Origin of the sequence: Actinacidiphila sp. bgisy167 (genome assembly GCF_965342175.1) — a bacterium.
In the GTDB taxonomy this organism is placed as follows: domain Bacteria; phylum Actinomycetota; class Actinomycetes; order Streptomycetales; family Streptomycetaceae; genus Actinacidiphila.
Window position 1 is genome coordinate 1 of the sequence record NZ_CBDRBL010000045.1, and the last position, 17,324, is coordinate 17,324.

The window sequence follows — 17,324 nt, forward strand, 5'->3', positions numbered from 1 at the left end:
GCGGGTGTGGCACTCGATCGATTCGAGGGTTGTTACTGCACGCCCAGCGAGGCGTAGTCGTAGCGGCCGTTGTACGCGTCGGCCGTGTAGACGTTGGTCAGGCGCGAGCTGCGCCAGATGATGTTCTTCTCGAAGGTGAAGGGCAGGTAGTACGCGCCCTCGGAGACCTTCTGGTTGATCTGCTTGTAGACCTCGGCCGCGGCGTTCGCGTCGGTCTGCTGCAGCGCCTGGTCGAACAGGCCGTCGATCGACTTGTCCTTGATCTCGGCGAAGTTGTTGTTGCCGCTCTCGAGGATGAACCGGCTGTCGACCAGCGGCTGCAGGAAGCCCTGGCCCGACGGGAAGTCGGCGCCCCAGCCCATGATGATGATGCCGTAGCCCTTGGACTTGACCGTCTTCGGGGCACCGATGATGCCGGAGGTCTGCGCACCGTCGAACTCGTCGAGCTCGGTGGTGATGCCGACCTTCTTCAGCGACTCCTGCAGCGACTCGGCCGTGGCGATCTCGATCGGCTTGTTGTTGCGGACCGCGATCGTGGTCTTGAAGCCGTTGGGCTGGCCGCAGGCCTTGAGTTCCTTCTTGGCCTCTTCGACGTTGCCCGTGGTGTCCTTCAGGACGTTGTACGGGTCGTACTTGCCGTCGGCGCCCTTGATGCCCAGCGGGAGCATGTTCGGGGCGATCGCGCCACCGGCCTGCGGGCCGCCGCGGGCGGTCTGCAGCGACTTGTGGTCGGCGGCGAGGATGACCGCCTTGCGGCAGTGGATGTTGTCCATCGGCTTGACCGTGGTCGGGAAGACCGCGTAGCGGATGAAGCCGGTGTCCGGGTTGTCGGCGTTGGCCTTGTTCTTGCCGAGCACCTCGGCGCGCGCGGCCTGGCCGACACCGGTGGCGTTGAGGTCCAGGTCGTAGTCGCCGTTGATCAGGCGCTTGTCCATGTCGTCGGCGTTGGTGGTCAGGGTGACCGTGATCTTGTCCGGCAGCGCCTTGCGGAGGTCGTCGGTGGACGCGCTCCAGTTGGTGTTGCGGACCAGGACCATCGACTTGTTCGGCGTGTACGACTGGAACTTGTACGGACCGCTGGAGAACGGCTTGAGGCCGTACTTCGCGCCGGTGTCCTTGTCGGCCTTGACCGGCGAGCCGGAGGGCATGGCCAGCATCTGCTCGAAGTCGCTGTTGGGCTTCGGCAGCTTGAAGATGATGGTCTTGTCGTCCGGCGTCTCGATGGCCTTCAGGCCGAGCTTGTCGGGCGACGTGTCCTTGTAGGGGCCCTTGTACTCACCCTTGGGGTCGAGCACCTGCTGCAGGTAGATCGGACCGCCGGAGATGACGTCCTGAGCCCAGATGCGCTCGATGCCGTACTTGACGTCCTTGGAGGTCAGCGGCGAGCCGTCCTCCCACTTCAGGCCGTCCTTCAGTGTGTACGTGTAGGTCTTGCCGTCGTCGCTGATCTTCGCGTTGGAGGTCGCGAGGTCCGGCTTCAGCGTGGTGCTGGCCAGACCCGGCTCCGGGCTGAAGGAGACCAGCTGGCGGGTGTAGTACCGGGCGAAGTCCCACATGAAGCCGTAGTAACCGCGCTGCGGGTCCCAAGAGTCGGCGTCCTGCGTCCCGATGAACTTGAGCGTGCCGCCCTTCTTGTCGGACGCGTTCGCCACCTTGTTGATGGCGGCGTTGAATCCGGGGGCCTTGGCGTTGCCTTCGGACTTGCCACCGCCGCCTCCGCCGCAAGCGGCGGTGGACAGCAGCGTGGCGACCACGACGGCCGTCCCTGCGGCCAGCCTGCGCCTCGATGAGCGTGGGGATGTCACTTTTCCGTAACCTCCGTGATTCGCGGTCCGCGGCCTTCGGCGGACCTGCGGTCCTTCTCGGTGAGAAGCCACCTGACGGGAATGGCAGGGGCGGTATGCGTGGGCTAGCGGGAGCCCTTCGGGTCCAGCGCATCCCGTACGCCGTCACCGAAGAGGTTGAAGGCGAGCACGGTGATGAAGATCGCGAGGCCCGGGATCAGCATGAAGATCGGGTCCGTCTCATAGAAGGACAGCGCCTTGAAGAGCATCTGCCCCCACGAGGAGGTGGGCGGCTTCACACCGACCCCGAGGAAGCTCAGGGCGGCCTCGGTGAGGATGTTCGTCGGGATCATCAGCGTCGCGTAGACGGTGATCGGGGCGACGAGGTTGGGCAGCAGTTCCCGGAAGAGGATGTAACTACGGCCGGCGCCGAGGCTGCGTGCCGCGTCGACATATTCGCGTTCCCTCAGGCTCAGGGTCTGGCCGCGGACGATGCGGCCGACGTACGGCCAGCCGAAGAAGCCGATCACCACCACCAGGACGCCCATGCGCACGCCGGTACCGCTGAAGCCCAGCAGCGAGTTCGGCATGACCGAGACCAAGGACATGATGAAGAGCAGCTGGGGGAAGGCCAGGAGGACGTCCATCACGCGGCCGATGGCAGCGTCGACCCAACCGCCGAAGTAGCCGGCCATGATGCCGAAGAAGGTACCGAGGACCACGGCGACGACCGCCGACAGGAAGGCCACCAGCAGGGAGATGCGCGTGCCGTAGACGATGCGGCTGAAGACGTCGCGGCCGTTGACCGGCTCCACGCCGAAGAGGTAATCCCCGCTGACGCCGCCCCACTTGCCGGTGGGGGTGCCGAAGAGGGGGTCGATCTTGTCCTCGTGGAAGTCGTTCGGCGGGTGTCCGAGGGCGCTGACGATGAGGGGGGCGAAGACCGCGACCAGGATGAGGAAGACGACGATCACGCCGCCTGCCAGCGCCACCTTGTCGCGCTTGAGGCGCATCCATGCGATACGCCCGGGTGAACGGCCCTCGATCGCCTTCGCGGGTGTGTCGGCGGCGAGGTCGGCGACGGTCGTCTCGGCGGTGTCGTGCAGCGGTGCTGTCATGTCTCCTCGTGCATCCCCCTGCCGGCGGTGGCCGACTTCGCCTGGCCGTCCGCCCGGGTCGACGGAGCGGACCACCATGTCGGGCGCAGCTCTTGTGGTGGTGCGGTGGCGCTGGGCTGTGGTTTCGTGGTTTTGACGAACGGTTGGACGACGCGCTGGCCGCCTTGGTGCGCGAGTCTTCATGGGGGCGCCGATCACGCGCCAGACCCCGCGGGGAAAGGATGCGCAACCGTGATGTGATGACTGTTCGTCCGCTATTACCGCAGTGTTACGCGCGTTGACACATCGCCGCGGCACATGGGGAGTCGCTACCGTCGATGCCATGAATGATCGGCTTCGCTCGGTGTGCGACCTGATGGTCCCCGTGGTCAGGGAGATGGCGGGACTCCACGAGTACGACGGCCAGGTGCAGGATCTGTCGCCCGACGGCGTCCGCCGGGGACTGTCCTCGCTCGCCCACGCCCGGCTGCGCGAACCGGCCCTCGCCGACCCCCATGACGAGCGGCACCTCTCGGTCTTCGAGGACACCCTCAAGGTCCAGTACGGCGAACTGGAACTGCACCGTCGCGACCCTTATCCGCATGTGTCCAATCTGGAACTCACTGCCTACGACCGCGAGTACGCGCCCAGGCAGGAGCTGGCCGAGGCCCGCAGACGCCACCTGCAGCAGTGGCCGGACGCCGTGGACGCGGCCATCGCGTCGCTCGACCGGGTGAGCGCGCCGGTCGCCGGGGCACTCCTCGGGGCGGTTCGCGGCCTGGCCGCCGACCTCGACCCGGACGCCGAGCCGGAGGCCGGCCCCGCACTCGCCGCGCACTCCCGGCTGGTCGACCACATCGCACGCGCCGCCGAGACGGGCGATCCCGACCCGCGACTGGGCGGGCAGGCGCTGTCCTTGCTGATGGGCAGTCAGGAAGGTTTGCGGGTCGACCTGTCGGCCCTGGCCGACGAGGCCGAGCGCGAGCGGGACCGGCTCACCGCACTCCTCACGGACTCCTGCGCACGGCTGGACCCGAAGGCCGGCGTGGCGGAGCTCATCCCGCGACTGCTGGCCGACCATCCGGAGGCGGACGAGGTCATCCCCGAGGCCGCCCGGCTCACCGACGAGGTCATCGACTTCACCCGCCGGCGGGGTCTCGTGCCCTGGCTGGACGGCGACTGTCTCGTCGGGCCGGCGCCGCCCTCGCGCCGCTGGTCCATGGCAATGATGAGCTGGGCCGCGCCGGAGGAGGCCGACTCCGCCTCCTGGTACCACGTCACCCCTCCGGAGCCGGACTGGCCGGAGGAGGAACGCGAGGAGTGGCTCTCGGTCTTCAGCCGCACGAGCCTGCCGGCGATCACCGTCCACGAGGTGGCGCCCGGTCATTTCGCCCACGGACGGGCATTGCGGCACGCACCGACGCAGGTGCAGCGTGTCCTGCACTCGTTGTCCTTCTGCGAGGGCTGGGCGCATTACGTCGAGGAGGTCTGCCTCGAGGAGGGCTTCCGTGCCCGCGACCCCCGCTTCGCGATCGGCGTGGCCCTGGAGGCGCTCGTACGCGTCACCCGGCTCGCGTGCGCCATCGGGCTGCACACGGGGGCCATGACGCTGGAGGAGGCCACGCAGCGCTTCATGCGCGACGCCCACCTCGCACGGGCCGGCGCGGCCTCCGAGGCGCGGCGCGGCACCTTCGACGCGGCGTACGGGCGTTACACCTGGGGCAAGCTGGAGATCATGCGGTTGCGGGAGCGGGCCCGGCGCGCCTGGGGGCCGGAGTTCTCACTGCAGCGGTTCCACGGTGCCCTGCTGGAGCTGGGCAGCCCGCCGCTGGGGCTTCTCGACGCGATCCTCTGAGGCGCCGCCCTCAATGCGCCGTGCAGGCGTTCGGGGGCGGTCGGGCGTGGCGGGCCGTCTCCCGCCCGCCCGTCGCCGTCGACGCTCGCGTGCACGCCGAGCGGGCGGAGCGCGCCGCCCGCAAGCCGCCGGCGGACAGGCGGCGCCCACAGGGGCGCCTCGCTCCACCCGCGGCACCGCACGGGCGGCGGCGGAAAGGCCCGCCGCGGTCAACGGACCGCGACCGCCGACGGCCCGGCGGCAGCCGCGAGGTCCACCACCGCACACGACCGCGACACCGTGCCGCCGCAGGGTGGCCGACGGCACCGCTGCCGCGGGCGTGCCGACGGATGCCTCAGTAGGACCGCGGGGGCCAGCCGTACGCGGCCCCGGGCGCACTCGGAGCACCCGGCGCACCGGGGACGCCCGGCGCGCCGTGGGCGTCGCGGGAGTAGAAGGGCTGCGCCGAGGCCCGCATCCACAGGCCGACCGGGTCGTACTCGTCGGTGAGCGCGACCGTGGCGACGGGCAGTCCCGGCGGCACCGCCCCGAGGGCGGACTGCATCATCAGCCGCACGGAGTCCGCCGCCTGCGGCCCGGCGTCGTAGAGGTCGACGCCGATCGCCAGATACGGCTCGCCCAGCACGGGCTGCACCCAGGCGCGCCGCAACGACCTGACGGCCGGGGTGCGATGGGCCTGCTGGGACAACAGGGCGTAGTAGTGGGGGATCTGGAGCGCGGGCTCGCCGATCCTCAGCGGTCCGGCCGGGGAGCGGTCGAGGCCGAGGCAGACGCGCCGCAGGTCGGGCCAGGGGATGCCGACGCCGCCGCCCGGGGCGTGCGGGTTGAGCCACAGCCCCCAGCGGTCGGGGAAGAGCGAGGCGGCGATCTCCCGACCGGACACCACCTCGTGGGCCCGGTCCCAGCCGCAGGCGCCGAGCTCCTGCGGCGAGGTCACGCAGGGCGCGTAGCCGTGGCCGCCGACCTCCATGTTGCCGTACTGCGCGTCCGCCCCGCCGGGCGTGCCCTGCCAGAGCAGCATCCACACCTGGCTGTCGGCGAGGGTGCGCAGCAGTTCCTCGTAGGCGTCGAACCTACCGGGCGTCACCTGCCGGAGCGCGTGCTCCAGTCCGCCCCCTCCCACGCCGGCGCTCACGTGCCCCGCCCTTCCGTGTCTGCCTTGCCGCGTCGTCTGCTTCTCGGTCGGCTTCGCCGCATGCCTCTGGTGTCGTGCCGGACCCAGGTTAAGCGCCCGAGCCGACATAGAAGGGTCGCACGCGCTCCAGCATCCAGTCGCCGACGGGGTCCTGCGCGACGTCCAGCAGCACCAGGTTGACCTGCCAGGGCAGCGGTACGGCGCCGAGCGCGCGTCCGAGGGCGCCCATGGCGGCGGCCCGGTCCTCCTCCTGCCAGCGGTCGAGTTCGACCCCCACGAAGAGCGTGGCGGGGTCGCCCTCGACGCTGGCCAGCGCGCGGCGGGCGGAGAGCACGACGGGGGTCACTGCGAACTCGCCCGCGGCGGCGGCCAGGAAGTCGACCGGCTCCTCGTCCGGCGAGGGCTCCCACAGCCGGACCCGGGCGCCGGTCGGGGTGCCGGGCTCGCGGTCGGTGCGGCACAGCTCCATCACCGCGGCGGGCGGCAGCGGAATGCCCACCGCGCCCCCCGGGTTCACGGCGATCCCGAGCTGCGGGGGCAGCCCGCGGGCGAACTCCCGGGCGGGTGCGACGGCGAAGCTCATACCGGAGCCGGCGGCCATGAACTGCGCTTCCGAGCTGAAGACAGGCACATAGACGCCACCGTCGAGTTCGAGGGTCGGCAGGTCGAGGTCCGCGCTGTCGGGGCCGCCGCCGTTCGGCAGCGGGATCCACACCTGGGAACGCCCGAGCACCTCCAGCACCCGGGCCGTGGCACCCGGATCGCCGAGTGCCGCGGAGAGCACTTCCTCGAGCTCGTTGGCGGGCCAGCCGCCGGCACCGTGGACCGGCGGGGCGAAGCCGTCCGGTATCCGCTGCCCCGGGATGTTCACTGCGTCTCGCCTCGCAAGTTCCTGTGGTGTGCGCTCGGTGGAAACCCTATCCGGCGGCAGGCCCCCAGACCTCCGCATCACACGCTTGTCACACCATGCGATGGTCCGGTTGCGAAGCGTCACATCGCCTCCGAAGGTAGGACGAGCAAGGAGAAAACCCTCAACCGGGAGATATCTCGACATGCGCATCACCAGGATCAACTCCACCCTCATAGCGGCAGCAGTGTGCGCCTCGCTGACGATGGGCTTCGCCGGCACCGCCGACGCCCACGCCCCGGTTCGCATCGCGGCTGCCGACATCTCCAAGGCGGCGGATTCCGCCGACGCGGCGGCCGCCACCCGAGCCGAGCTGATCGCGAAGCTGGGTGACACGCTGTCCTATGGCGCCCGGATCACCCAGGACGCCCAGGCTCAGTCCCCGGACGGGGGTAGTTTGCAGGAGCTGAGCTCCCGTCTGGCGGAGGCGAGCCGCCAGTTCGCCGGCCTCATCGACACGGCCGCCGCGCAGAGCGTGGGCCAGTCGCCCGACCAGTCCGGACTGGCGGCCGGCCGCGCCAAGGACGGCGCCGCGGAAGAGGGCGCCAAGGAAGGTGCCAAGGACGGCGCCAAGGCGGCGGCCGGCACCATCGACGAGATCAAGGCGCAGCTGGACAAGCTGATCACCGACGTGGCCGCCCTGGTCACCGCCGTGATCTCGGGGGATATCACGGCCGTGGCGGCGCAGATCGCCGTCGTGGTCGGGGACCTCCAGGCGATTCTGCTGCTGGTGCCGCAGCTGCTGACCGACATCCTCGTGCCGCTGCCGCTGCCGTTCGGCAACGACGCGGCGCTGTCGCCGCTGTCCCCCGCGGTTCCCGGTGCGCCCGAGCTGTCCCCCGCAACACCCCAGACGGTGTTCGAGGCGCCGCAGGCGCTCGCTGAGCCGCAGTTGCAGTAGCAGGACCCCTGCGGGGCGAGCCCCGCACGCGACGCGGCCCGGCCGCTCAGCCGTCGAAGTCGATGGCCTCGAGCTCCCGGGCCGCTGCGCGGTCCAGCAGCACCACCGAGGCGCACGCCCGGGGCAGCCGGCCCGCCGCCGCCTCGGCCAGCAGGCGGCGGGAGGCGTTGCGGTGCCGGGCCATGGCGTACGCCGACACCCCCCGGCCGCGCCGGCGCTGGCCGTCCAGCGCGGCGCCCACCGGGACGTCCAGCAGCACCAGGTGCATCCCCCGCCCCCGGCGCCGTGCCTCACGGGCGACCCAGGCGCGCACCCAGCGCTGGGTGCCGCAGTCGTGCAGGACGACGCTGTCGCCCGAGCGCAGCGCCCGCCGGAGCCCCGCGTAGTGCGCGATCCGCACCAGGGGGCGGTAGAGGGCGTAGGGCAGCAGCCTCGGGACCCGGGCCTGCCAGCGCTCCCTGACGTCCTGAGAGTCGATCAGACGGGCGCCGCCCGCCGCGCGCCGCATGAGGGTGGTCTTGCCGCCGCCCGGGAGGCCGGAGACCACCAGGACGTCCCCCGGCGGATAGCGCAGGGTGCGCACGGGCCGGCGCCCCCGCCGCAGATCGAGCAGCCGGCGCGGCCGCACGGCGCGGCCGCCGCGGCGCGCCTCCCCGGCCCGCGCCGGGACCGGCCGGGACGCGGCCGGACCCCCGGCCGTCGCATACGCACTCTGCCACCGCACAGCTCGCCTCCGGGTCAGATGTTCAAGAAACAGTAAATCCTGTGTCTTTGCTTACCCAGAGAAGCGGCGGCGTTACTGCGCGATCAGGACCGGACCCGGACATCCGGCACGCGATCGCGACAACGACCGGCGCCGTGCAATGATGGCGCCCTCAACCTCATAGCGGCCGTTCGAGGTCGCGCGGGAGAGTTTCCGCACCACCGCGGTGGTGCGGACGCCGAAGGAGCAAGTCCTCCCTTGAATCTCTCAGGCACAGATACCGCGCGTCCGAGGCAGATCTGAAAAGCGGGCGAACCTCCCGGCCACGGAGCGCCGCCCCACCCAAGGTGCAAACCAGGACTCCTCCCGTCGGAGGGTCCAGGTGAACCTCTCAGGTTCCGATGACAGATGGGGAGGACCTGACCCGTCATCGCCCTACCTGTCCCCTCTCGCCTTGGGAGTCCGCCCGATGAGTGAACCCCGCCGTACCGCACTGGACGCGCTGCACCGCGCCCTCGGCGCCACCATGACCGACTTCGCGGGCTGGGACATGCCCCTGCGGTACGCCAGCGAGCGCGACGAGCACACCGCCGTGCGGACCCGGGCCGGCCTCTTCGACCTGTCCCACATGGGCGAGATCACCGTCACCGGTCCCGCCGCCGGCGAAGCGCTGGACTACGCGCTGGTCGGCCACATCTCGGCGCTGGCCGTGGGTCGCGCCCGCTACACGATGATCTGCGCGCCCGACGGCGGTATCCTCGACGACCTGATCGTCTACCGCCTCGGCGACGAGGAGTACATGGTCGTCGCCAACGCCTCCAACGCCCAGGTCGTGCTCGACGCGGTGACCGAGCGTGCCGCCGGCTTCGACGCCGCGGTCCGCGACGACCGGGACGCCTACGCGCTGATCGCCGTCCAGGGCCCCCTCTCCCCCGCCATCGTGAAGTCGGTCACCGACGCCGACCTGGACGGGCTGAAGTACTACGCGGGGCTGCCCGGCACCGTCGCCGGCGTCCCCGCGCTGATCGCCCGCACGGGCTACACGGGCGAGGACGGGTTCGAGCTGTTCGTCGCACCGGCCGACGCCGAGAAGCTGTGGCAGGCGCTGACCGAGGCCGGAGCGGACGCGGGCCTCGTGCCGTGCGGCCTGTCCTGCCGCGACACGCTGCGCCTGGAGGCGGGCATGCCGCTGTACGGTCACGAACTGACCACCGCGCTCACCCCCTTCGACGCCGGGCTCGGCCGGGTCGTGAAGTTCGACAAGCCGGGTGACTTCGTGGGCCGCGAGGCGCTGGTCGCGGCCGCCGCCAAGGCCGAGGCGCAACCGCCGCGCAAGCTGGTCGGCCTGGTCGCCGAGGGCCGCCGGGTCCCCCGGGCGGGCTACGCCGTGGTGGCGGGCGGCGAGGTCGTCGGCGAGGTGACCTCCGGAGCCCCGTCCCCGACCCTGGGCAAGCCGATCGCCATGGCGTACGTGGACGCCGCGCACGCCGCGCCGGGCAGCCCCGGTGTGGGCGTGGACATCCGCGGTACCCATGAGCCGTACGAGGTGGTGGCCCTGCCGTTCTACAAGCGGCAGCGCTGACGCCCCGCCCGCTTCCGGCGCCCGCGTCTTACCTGTCAAGACAGCCATTCACCAGCACATACCGTCATCCAGGAGAATTGAGCCATGAGCAACCCCCAGCAGCTGCGGTACAGCAAGGAGCACGAGTGGGTCTCGGCCCCCGACGCGGACGGCGTGGCCTCGGTGGGCATCACCGAGCACGCGGCGAACGCCCTCGGCGACGTGGTCTACGTCCAGCTCCCGGCGGTCGGCGACACGGTCGCCGCGGGCGAGACCTGTGGTGAGCTGGAGTCGACCAAGTCGGTCAGCGATCTGTACGCCCCGGTCTCCGGTGAGGTCGCCGAGGTCAACGAGGACGTCGTGGGCGACCCCTCGCTGGTGAACACGGCGGCCTTCGAGGGCGGCTGGCTGTTCAAGGTGAAGGTCTCCGAGGAGCCGGGCGACCTGCTCTCCGCGGACGAGTACACCGCCTTCATCGGCGACTGACGCCCACGGCTGCCGACCGCTCCGCCCTGCCCACTCCGACTTCCGGACGGATGACATCCTGATGTCGCTTCTCAACAGCTCACTCCATGAGCTCGACCCCGACGTCGCCGCCGCCGTCGACGCCGAACTGAACCGCCAGCAGTCCACCCTCGAGATGATCGCCTCGGAGAACTTCGCTCCGGTCGCGGTGCTCCAGGCCCAGGGCTCGGTGCTGACCAACAAGTACGCCGAGGGGTACCCCGGCCGCCGCTACTACGGCGGTTGCGAGCACGTCGACGTCGTCGAGCAGCTCGCGATCGACCGCGTCAAGGCGCTCTTCGGCGCCGAGCACGCCAACGTCCAGCCGCACTCGGGCGCGCAGGCCAACGCCGCCGCGATGTTCGCGCTGCTCAGCCCCGGCGACACGATCCTGGGTCTGAACCTCGCCCACGGCGGGCACCTGACCCACGGCATGAAGATCAACTTCTCCGGCAAGCTCTACAACGTGGCCGCGTACCACGTGGACGCGGAGACCGGGCAGGTCGACATGGCCGAGGTCGAGCGCCTGGCCCGGGAGTCCCGCCCGAAGCTGATCATCGCCGGCTGGTCGGCCTACCCCCGGCAGCTGGACTTCGCGGCCTTCCGCCGGATCGCCGACGAGGTCGGCGCGTACCTGATGGTCGACATGGCGCACTTCGCCGGTCTGGTGGCGGCGGGGCTGCACCCCTCCCCTGTGCCGTACGCGGACGTCGTCACCACGACCACGCACAAGACCCTGGGCGGTCCGCGCGGCGGCGTGATCCTGAGCAAGGCGGAGCTCGCGAAGAAGATCAACTCGGCGGTCTTCCCTGGCCAGCAGGGCGGCCCGCTGGAGCACGTCATCGCCGCGAAGGCGGTCGCCTTCAAGGTCGCGGCGAGCGAGGAGTTCAAGGACCGCCAGGTCCGCACCCTGGAGGGCGCGAAGATCCTCGCCGAGCGGCTGACCCAGCCCGACGTCACCGCGGCGGGCGTCTCGGTGCTGTCCGGCGGCACCGACGTCCACCTGGTCCTGGTCGACCTGCGCGACAGCGAGCTCGACGGGCAGCAGGCCGAGGACCGGCTGCACGAGATCGGCATCACGGTCAACCGCAACGCCGTCCCGAACGACCCGCGCCCGCCGATGGTCACCTCCGGACTGCGCATCGGCACCCCGGCCCTGGCCACCCGCGGCTTCGGCGCGGAGGACTTCCGCGAGGTCGCCGACATCATCGCCGCGGCCCTGAAGCCGCACTTCGACGCGGAGACCGCCAAGGCGCTCGGCGCCCGCGTCACCGCCCTGGCCGACAAGCACCCGCTCTACCCCGGCCTGAAGTAGCGAGCGTCACCGGTGTGCGGGGCCCGTCCCACAAGGAGGGTCCCGCACACTGAGAACCGCGTGCGGCGCACCCACGCCACCCCACGTACCACTCCGGCGGCGACCCCGCCGCCCGCCCGCGCACAACAGGGTCCGCGAACCCGAGGAGTCATCGCACCGTGGCCATCTCCGTCTTCGACCTCTTCTCGATCGGCATAGGCCCGTCCAGCTCCCATACGGTGGGCCCGATGCGCGCCGCCCGGATGTTCGCCCAGCGGCTGAAGAACGACGGTCTGCTGGCCGGCATCGCCTCCGTGCGCGCCGAGCTCTACGGCTCCCTCGGCGCGACGGGCCACGGCCACGGCACCCCCAAGGCGGTGCTGCTGGGCCTGGAGGGGCACTCCCCCCGCACGGTCGACGTGGACACGGCCGACGAGCGCGTCGAACGGATCCGCACCGACCGCCGCATCAGCCTGCTCGGGGCCCACGAGATCCCGTTCTCGCCCGACAACGACCTGATCCTGCACCGCCGCCGCTCGCTGCCGTATCACGCCAACGGCATGACGCTCTTCGCGTACGACGAGACCGGCGCGCCCGTGCTGGAGAAGACCTACTACTCGGTCGGCGGCGGCTTCGTCGTCGACGAGGACGCGGTCGGCGAGGACCGCATCAAGCTGGACGACACCGTGCTGAAGTACCCCTTCCGCACGGGTGACGAGCTGCTGCGGCTCACCCGGGAGACCGGGCTGTCCATCTCCGGCCTGATGCTGGAGAACGAGAAGGCCTGGCGCACCGAGGCGGAGATCCGCGCGGGGCTGCTGGAGATCTGGCGGGTGATGCGGGACTGCGTGCAGGCCGGGCTGAACCGCGAGGGCATCCTCCCCGGCGGCCTCAAGGTCCGCCGCCGCGCCTCGGCCACCGCCCGTCAGCTGCGCGCCGAGGGCGACACGGCGGCGCACGCCATGGAGTGGGTCACCCTCTACGCCATGGCCGTCAACGAGGAGAACGCCGCCGGCGGCCGGGTCGTCACCGCCCCCACCAACGGCGCCGCCGGCATCATCCCGGCCGTGCTGCACTACTACGTGAACTTCGTGGCCGAGCGCTCGACGGAGGCGGAGAAGGAGGACGACGTCGTCCGCTTCCTGCTCGCGGCGGGTGCGATCGGCATGCTCTTCAAGGAGAACGCCTCCATCTCCGGCGCCGAGGTCGGCTGCCAGGGCGAGGTCGGCTCCGCCTGCTCCATGGCCGCGGGCGGCCTGGCCGAGGTCCTCGGCGGCGGCCCGGAGAAGGTCGAGAACGCCGCCGAGATCGGCATGGAGCACAACCTCGGTCTCACCTGCGACCCGGTCGGCGGGCTCGTCCAGATCCCCTGCATCGAGCGCAACGGCATGGCCGCGGTCAAGGCCGTCACCGCGGCGCGCATGGCGATGCGCGGGGACGGGCGGCACCACGTCTCCCTCGACAAGGTCATCAAGACCATGAAGGAGACCGGGGCCGACATGAAGGTCAAGTACAAGGAGACCGCGCGGGGCGGGCTCGCGGTGAACGTCATCGAGTGCTAGGGAAACAGGCCCTGACCTGCGAATTCCCATCTTTCGCAGCTGTCAGGGCCTTCCCTGTCTGCTCCCTCGGCACGGGTTCGACGCCGTGACCGTCACGGAGATCGCCTCCGGGGCGGGTGTGGCGCGGAGCACGTTCTTCCGCTACTTCCCGGACAAGGCGGACGTGTTCTTCCATGACGACGAAGCCGCACATCTCCTGCTCGCTAGAGCCGTGGCGGGAGCAGCCCGCACCAAGGCGCGCTCGGAGTTTCACTGACCGAAGCGCTGCGAGCCGCCCACTCCGCCTGCCTCGTACTCGCCGACTCCAAGGCCATCCAGGCCCTGCGTTTCCGTTTCCCGATGCGCCAGCAGCTCATCGCCCAGCCACCCCAGCTCCAGGCCTGCAGCCTCGTCAAGGAACGCGCACACACCGACGTCCTGGAAGCGGCACTGATCGAGCAGGGCACCGATCCCCTCATCGCCCGAGGGCACGTTGCGCGCTTCGGGTACCGAACGGCGGCGCCTCTCCGGGCCCTGCAAGGCGCCGCCGTCCATGAGCCGTGACTGCACGGCGCCCCCGACCGAGGCATGCCAGCGCTGTCTACACTGGAAGAAGTTACAATATTCCCCGTCCACGACGCGGAACCACGTTTGGCGTTGCGCCGCAAGACCATTGGAAGACGCATATGGCCGCTCCCGTGACCGTCCCGGAATGGCTAGAGTTCCTGACTGCTCCTGGCACCGACTGGCCTGGTACGCTGCCCGCGAACGAGGGCGCGGTCCGTGCCGTCGAGCAGCGGCTCGGCCTCTCGCTGCCCCCCAGCTACCGGAACTTTCTGCTGGTCAGCGATGGTTGGGAGGAGATGCCCACCAACGCGGGCACGTTGCGAACGGCCGACGCGATCGGCTGGTACCCCGAGACGGACCCGGAGATGTGGACCGCTTGGTTCGGGCCGGACATGGACTTCCCCGACCTGGAGTCCGCGCTCAGACGGTGCGTACTGATCACTACCGACTCCGTCCAGGGCGACGTCTGGGTACTCAGCGCGGACCACATCGGTGCGAACGGCGAGTGGCGGGCCTACGAGTGGTGGCCGGGTGATGACGGCTCCCTGTTGCCTCATGACAGCTTCGGCTCACTGTTGCTCAGCGCACGCGACGCATGGGTGCTCGAACGGGCGGCGGAAGCCTGATGCTGACCGACACCGGCGTCATGTCCGGGGCTGCGGTCTTGCCGGCCGACGCCGCTTCGCCGGCCGACGCTTGTCGGAATCCGTCTTCCACCGATTCCGGCTGGTCGAGGGGCGTGTCGTCCCTCGCCTCCGTGAAACGGTAGCCGTCGCCGAGTGCCTGTCGGACTGGCGCTCTTGAACCCGCACGCGCTCACAGCGGAGTGATGTCGGCCACCGCGGAGGCCGGCCGGCCGCACGATCGCCCGCCGCCACCCCGCCCGGATCGCGATGGGCGCAACCCCCCACGCCGAAGGCTCCGGCAGTCGACGACCCTCCCGAAAGCCCTACCACCCGCGGGGCGCCCTCACCTGGCCGCGGCCCGTCGGCGTCCCGGCCTTCGGCTCGCCCGCGTGGATCACCGGGGTTCCCGGCTCCCGAGGCCGCCGACACCGTCGCCGAGTCCGCGACGGCAGCACCCGAGTGGACGATCCGCGAGCCGGGGAAGGCTGACTGCCGAAGGGCGCGGAGACCGTCGTCCTGCGGGCGTCCGGCAGCGGCTTCGGCCACCCGGCCCTCATGGCCCTCCGGTCGCTGCGACCGTAGCGTCCTCGGCGGGACGGGCGTCACCGCCGAGGAGGCCACCGCCGTCGACGGCTCGGCCCCGGCGGCTCGGCTCCCTCCAAGCCTCCCTGCCGTCAGGGGGGTTGCCGGCCATCGCCCCACGTGGACGCCGGGTGACGCGGGCTGCCGCACCGGTGACTCGCCCTGGAGGAGAGCGGCTTGGGGCCCGCGCCCTCGGCCACGGCATGCGCGCCGGTCGCGGCACGTCCCCGCCGCCCCGGTCCGCCGGCGCCACCGCGCGGCGGACCGGAGGCGGAGGAGCCACGGGCGCGGACGGCGCCGAGTGACGGCGGGCACCTCTCCTGACGGCCTACCAGGCGCCCGCTCGGCCGCCGCGCGCCACCTCTGATGCCCCGGCAGAGTGGCGATGCGACGGAACCGCTCATACCGTCAGATTCCAGGTGACCCGGGACGTCACCCCGGAAGGCAGGTACGGGCAGTCATGACACTTCGTCGGCCCCAGGCGACCGCGGTGGCCGCGGTCGCCGGTGTGCTGAGGGGCGCGGACACCGTCCTCGCCCCGGGGACCCGGGCCGGCCGCAACGTCCGTACGCCGGCCGGGAACGGACTGCGCGTCACCGCGGCGGGGCAGAGCCGGCTGGGCGGCGTCCGGCTGCGGTCGCTCCCGGCCTCCGGCGTCCGCGAGGACGGCGTGGACGCCTTTCGGACGGACGACCCCGAGGGCGGTGCCGCCGCCGAACACAACAGCCGCCAGGGCATCGGCGTCCGGCATGCGGTGCGGTACCCGGGCGTCGTGGGCAACCGCTTCACCGCCGACAGCGGCGGCGTCCTCGTCGTCGGGGAGGAAGAAGTCCCGCGCGCCGGAGGCCGGACCGTCTCCGACGACATCGTGGCGGCGAAACCCACGTGCTGCCCTTCCACCGCCCGGCTCCCCTTCACGCAGGGCGCGGGGACCGTGCTGACGGGCGCAGAACGGACCCTGGTGGTCCGCAACCGGGTCGTGGACCACCACGGCACCTCACCGATGTCCGGCGGGATCGTGCTCTTCCGCAGCGTGGAGGGCGCCCACGACGCCGGCAACACCGTCCGGGGCGACACGACCCCGGGCGACAGCCCGGCCGATCCGGCCGACCGTGACCAGGGCACCGCCGATGTCCTCCGTGGCAACACGTGCCGCGTCTTTGAACCGAAGGGGTTGTGCGAGGAATGACCGTGACAGAGACCACCAGCGAGGACGGCACCGCGAAGACGGCGGCCGCCGAGACCGCCACGCCGCCGGCGATGCGTCTGCGCGAGCTCGTCTTCGGCGCCGCGTGCGCCGCCGCCGTACGGGCCGCCGCCAGGCTGGGCGTGCCGGACGCGCTCGGCAAGGAGCCCGCGACCGCCGAGGAACTCGCGGCCATGGTCGGCGCCGCGCCGCGCCAGCTGCGCCGGCTGCTGCTCGCCCTGACCTCCTATGGGGTCTTCGAGGAGCAGGCCGACGGCCGCTTCGTTCACACCGAGATGTCGCGGATGCTCCGCAAGGACAGCCCGAACACCCTGCACTACATCGCGCTGTGGTGCACCGAGCCGTGGACGTGGGAGGTCTGGCCGCGGCTGGACGACGCGGTGCGCGGCGGTCGCAACGTCTTCCCTGAGGTCTTCGGCAAGGAGTTCTTCGAGTACCTCCACGACGACGCCCGCGACAGCGCCCGGATCTTCGACCGCGCCATGACCGCCTCCAGCCGGCAGTCGGCGCAGGACATCGCGGCGCTGCTGGACCTGACCGGCGTCGGCTCGGTCGCCGACATCGGGGGCGGCCAGGGGCACGTGCTGGCCGCGCTGCTGGAGAAGCACCCCGAGCTGCAGGGCACGCTGCTGGACCTGCCGAAGGTCGTCGCCGGCGCGGACCCGCGGCTGCGCGAGGGCGGTCCGCTGGCAGCGCGCGCCCGGCTGGTGCCCGGGGACTGCCGGGTGGACGTCCCGGTGGCCGCCGACATGTACATCATCAAGAACATCCTGGAGTGGGACGACGACAGCACGCGGCGCACGCTGCGCAACGTCGTCGCGGCGGGCGGCGCCGGGGCGAAGGTCGTCGTCATCGAGAACCTCGTCGACGACACCCCGTCCATGCGCTTCACCACCGCCATGGACCTGCTCCTGCTGCTGAACGTCGGCGGTCAGAAGCACACCCGGGACAGCATGGTGAAGCTGATGACGGAGGCGGGGCTGCAGATCGGCGAGGTGACCCCGGTCAACGCCTATCTGCACGCCCTGCACAGCACGGTCGGCCCGGCGCGCTGACCACC

Annotated in this window: 16 protein-coding genes and 1 riboswitch; of the genes, 10 read left to right on the top strand and 6 right to left on the bottom strand. The window is 71.3% G+C overall.

Going from position 1 to position 17,324, the window contains the following annotated elements; genetic code table 11:
- Positions 1 to 32: 32 nt before the first annotated feature.
- Together ACRWND_RS18210 and ACRWND_RS18215 are read right to left on the bottom strand one after the other, a co-directional pair.
- The gene (locus ACRWND_RS18210; RefSeq protein ID WP_431950569.1) at positions 33 to 1,754 is read right to left on the bottom strand and encodes an ABC transporter substrate-binding protein; all 1,722 of its coding nucleotides are present in this window, start codon (positions 1,752 to 1,754) and stop codon (positions 33 to 35) included.
- A 155-nt stretch (positions 1,755 to 1,909) separates the two neighbouring features.
- A complete protein-coding gene (locus ACRWND_RS18215) occupies positions 1,910 to 2,902 on the bottom strand; it encodes an ABC transporter permease (protein WP_431950571.1) in 993 nt (330 codons plus the stop codon).
- A gap of 322 nt (positions 2,903 to 3,224) precedes the next feature.
- Here ACRWND_RS18215 and ACRWND_RS18220 point away from each other — a divergent pair, with 322 nt between their 5' ends.
- Positions 3,225 to 4,736 (top strand): DUF885 family protein, encoded by a 1,512-nt coding sequence (locus ACRWND_RS18220; protein WP_431950573.1) that lies wholly within the window; start codon positions 3,225 to 3,227, stop codon positions 4,734 to 4,736.
- A 334-nt stretch (positions 4,737 to 5,070) separates the two neighbouring features.
- On the opposite strand, the gene ACRWND_RS18225 is transcribed toward ACRWND_RS18220, so the two are convergent.
- Together ACRWND_RS18225 and ACRWND_RS18230 are read right to left on the bottom strand one after the other, a co-directional pair.
- On the bottom strand, positions 5,071 to 5,871 hold the full coding sequence (locus ACRWND_RS18225) for an enhanced serine sensitivity protein SseB C-terminal domain-containing protein (protein WP_431950575.1): 801 nt from the start codon (positions 5,869 to 5,871) through the stop codon (positions 5,071 to 5,073).
- 88 nt (positions 5,872 to 5,959) lie between these two features.
- Positions 5,960 to 6,742: an enhanced serine sensitivity protein SseB gene (locus ACRWND_RS18230; protein WP_431950577.1), complete on the bottom strand. Its 783-nt coding sequence runs from the start codon at positions 6,740 to 6,742 to the stop codon at positions 5,960 to 5,962.
- Between the two features lie 181 nt (positions 6,743 to 6,923).
- Here ACRWND_RS18230 and ACRWND_RS18235 point away from each other — a divergent pair, with 181 nt between their 5' ends.
- Positions 6,924 to 7,679 (top strand): hypothetical protein, encoded by a 756-nt coding sequence (locus tag ACRWND_RS18235; protein WP_431950579.1) that lies wholly within the window; start codon positions 6,924 to 6,926, stop codon positions 7,677 to 7,679.
- Positions 7,680 to 7,725: 46 nt separating this feature from the next.
- Here the strand turns inward: ACRWND_RS18235 and ACRWND_RS18240 are convergent, their stop codons facing one another.
- Positions 7,726 to 8,403 carry an AAA family ATPase gene (locus ACRWND_RS18240; RefSeq protein ID WP_431950581.1) on the bottom strand — a complete coding sequence of 226 codons (678 nt, stop codon included), beginning with the start codon at positions 8,401 to 8,403 and terminating at the stop codon, positions 7,726 to 7,728.
- 171 nt (positions 8,404 to 8,574) lie between these two features.
- Positions 8,575 to 8,675, top strand: a riboswitch (glycine riboswitch).
- 176 nt (positions 8,676 to 8,851) lie between these two features.
- Between ACRWND_RS18240 and gcvT the strand changes: the two genes are divergently transcribed.
- The 5 genes from gcvT (at position 8,852) to ACRWND_RS18265 (ending at position 13,559) form a co-directional block, all read left to right on the top strand.
- Positions 8,852 to 9,964, top strand: coding sequence for a glycine cleavage system aminomethyltransferase GcvT (gene gcvT, locus ACRWND_RS18245; RefSeq protein WP_431950583.1), 1,113 nt, complete (start codon positions 8,852 to 8,854; stop codon positions 9,962 to 9,964).
- Positions 9,965 to 10,048: 84 nt separating this feature from the next.
- Positions 10,049 to 10,429, top strand: a complete 381-nt coding sequence (gcvH, locus tag ACRWND_RS18250; protein WP_431950585.1) for a glycine cleavage system protein GcvH — start codon at positions 10,049 to 10,051, stop codon at positions 10,427 to 10,429.
- A 61-nt stretch (positions 10,430 to 10,490) separates the two neighbouring features.
- Positions 10,491 to 11,762 carry a serine hydroxymethyltransferase gene (gene glyA, locus ACRWND_RS18255; protein ID WP_431950587.1) on the top strand — a complete coding sequence of 424 codons (1,272 nt, stop codon included), beginning with the start codon at positions 10,491 to 10,493 and terminating at the stop codon, positions 11,760 to 11,762.
- A gap of 158 nt (positions 11,763 to 11,920) precedes the next feature.
- On the top strand, positions 11,921 to 13,303 hold the full coding sequence (locus tag ACRWND_RS18260) for an L-serine ammonia-lyase (protein ID WP_431950589.1): 1,383 nt from the start codon (positions 11,921 to 11,923) through the stop codon (positions 13,301 to 13,303).
- A 58-nt stretch (positions 13,304 to 13,361) separates the two neighbouring features.
- Positions 13,362 to 13,559, top strand: a complete 198-nt coding sequence (locus ACRWND_RS18265) for a TetR family transcriptional regulator (protein ID WP_431950639.1) — start codon at positions 13,362 to 13,364, stop codon at positions 13,557 to 13,559.
- Here ACRWND_RS18265 and ACRWND_RS18270 read toward each other — a convergent pair.
- A complete protein-coding gene (locus tag ACRWND_RS18270; protein ID WP_431950591.1) occupies positions 13,553 to 13,918 on the bottom strand; it encodes a hypothetical protein in 366 nt (121 codons plus the stop codon). The two genes, ACRWND_RS18265 and ACRWND_RS18270, sit on opposite strands and share 7 nt — an antisense overlap.
- Positions 13,919 to 13,980: 62 nt before the next feature.
- On the opposite strand from ACRWND_RS18270, the gene ACRWND_RS18275 reads away from it, so the two are divergent.
- From ACRWND_RS18275 to ACRWND_RS18285, 3 genes are all read left to right on the top strand, one after another.
- Positions 13,981 to 14,475, top strand: a complete 495-nt coding sequence (locus ACRWND_RS18275; RefSeq protein WP_431950593.1) for an SMI1/KNR4 family protein — start codon at positions 13,981 to 13,983, stop codon at positions 14,473 to 14,475.
- Between the two features lie 1,042 nt (positions 14,476 to 15,517).
- On the top strand, positions 15,518 to 16,246 hold the full coding sequence (locus ACRWND_RS18280) for a hypothetical protein (RefSeq protein ID WP_431950595.1): 729 nt from the start codon (positions 15,518 to 15,520) through the stop codon (positions 16,244 to 16,246).
- Entirely contained in the window at positions 16,243 to 17,319 is a 1,077-nt protein-coding gene (locus ACRWND_RS18285) for a methyltransferase (RefSeq protein WP_431950597.1), read from the top strand. Before ACRWND_RS18280 ends, ACRWND_RS18285 begins: the two co-directional genes overlap by 4 nt.
- Positions 17,320 to 17,324 lie beyond the last annotated feature (5 nt).

Excerpts from the sequence above, each read along its gene's own strand:
- ACRWND_RS18215 (WP_431950571.1), bottom strand. The coding sequence starts at position 2,902 with ATGACAGCACCGCTGCACGACACCGCCGAGACGACCGTCGCCGACCTC.
- ACRWND_RS18220 (WP_431950573.1), top strand. The coding sequence starts at position 3,225 with ATGAATGATCGGCTTCGCTCGGTGTGCGACCTGATGGTCCCCGTGGTC.
- ACRWND_RS18235 (WP_431950579.1), top strand. The coding sequence starts at position 6,924 with ATGCGCATCACCAGGATCAACTCCACCCTCATAGCGGCAGCAGTGTGC.
- gcvT (WP_431950583.1), top strand. The coding sequence starts at position 8,852 with ATGAGTGAACCCCGCCGTACCGCACTGGACGCGCTGCACCGCGCCCTC.
- gcvH (WP_431950585.1), top strand. The coding sequence starts at position 10,049 with ATGAGCAACCCCCAGCAGCTGCGGTACAGCAAGGAGCACGAGTGGGTC.
- glyA (WP_431950587.1), top strand. The coding sequence starts at position 10,491 with ATGTCGCTTCTCAACAGCTCACTCCATGAGCTCGACCCCGACGTCGCC.
- ACRWND_RS18280 (WP_431950595.1), top strand. The coding sequence starts at position 15,518 with ATGACACTTCGTCGGCCCCAGGCGACCGCGGTGGCCGCGGTCGCCGGT.
- ACRWND_RS18285 (WP_431950597.1), top strand. The coding sequence starts at position 16,243 with ATGACCGTGACAGAGACCACCAGCGAGGACGGCACCGCGAAGACGGCG.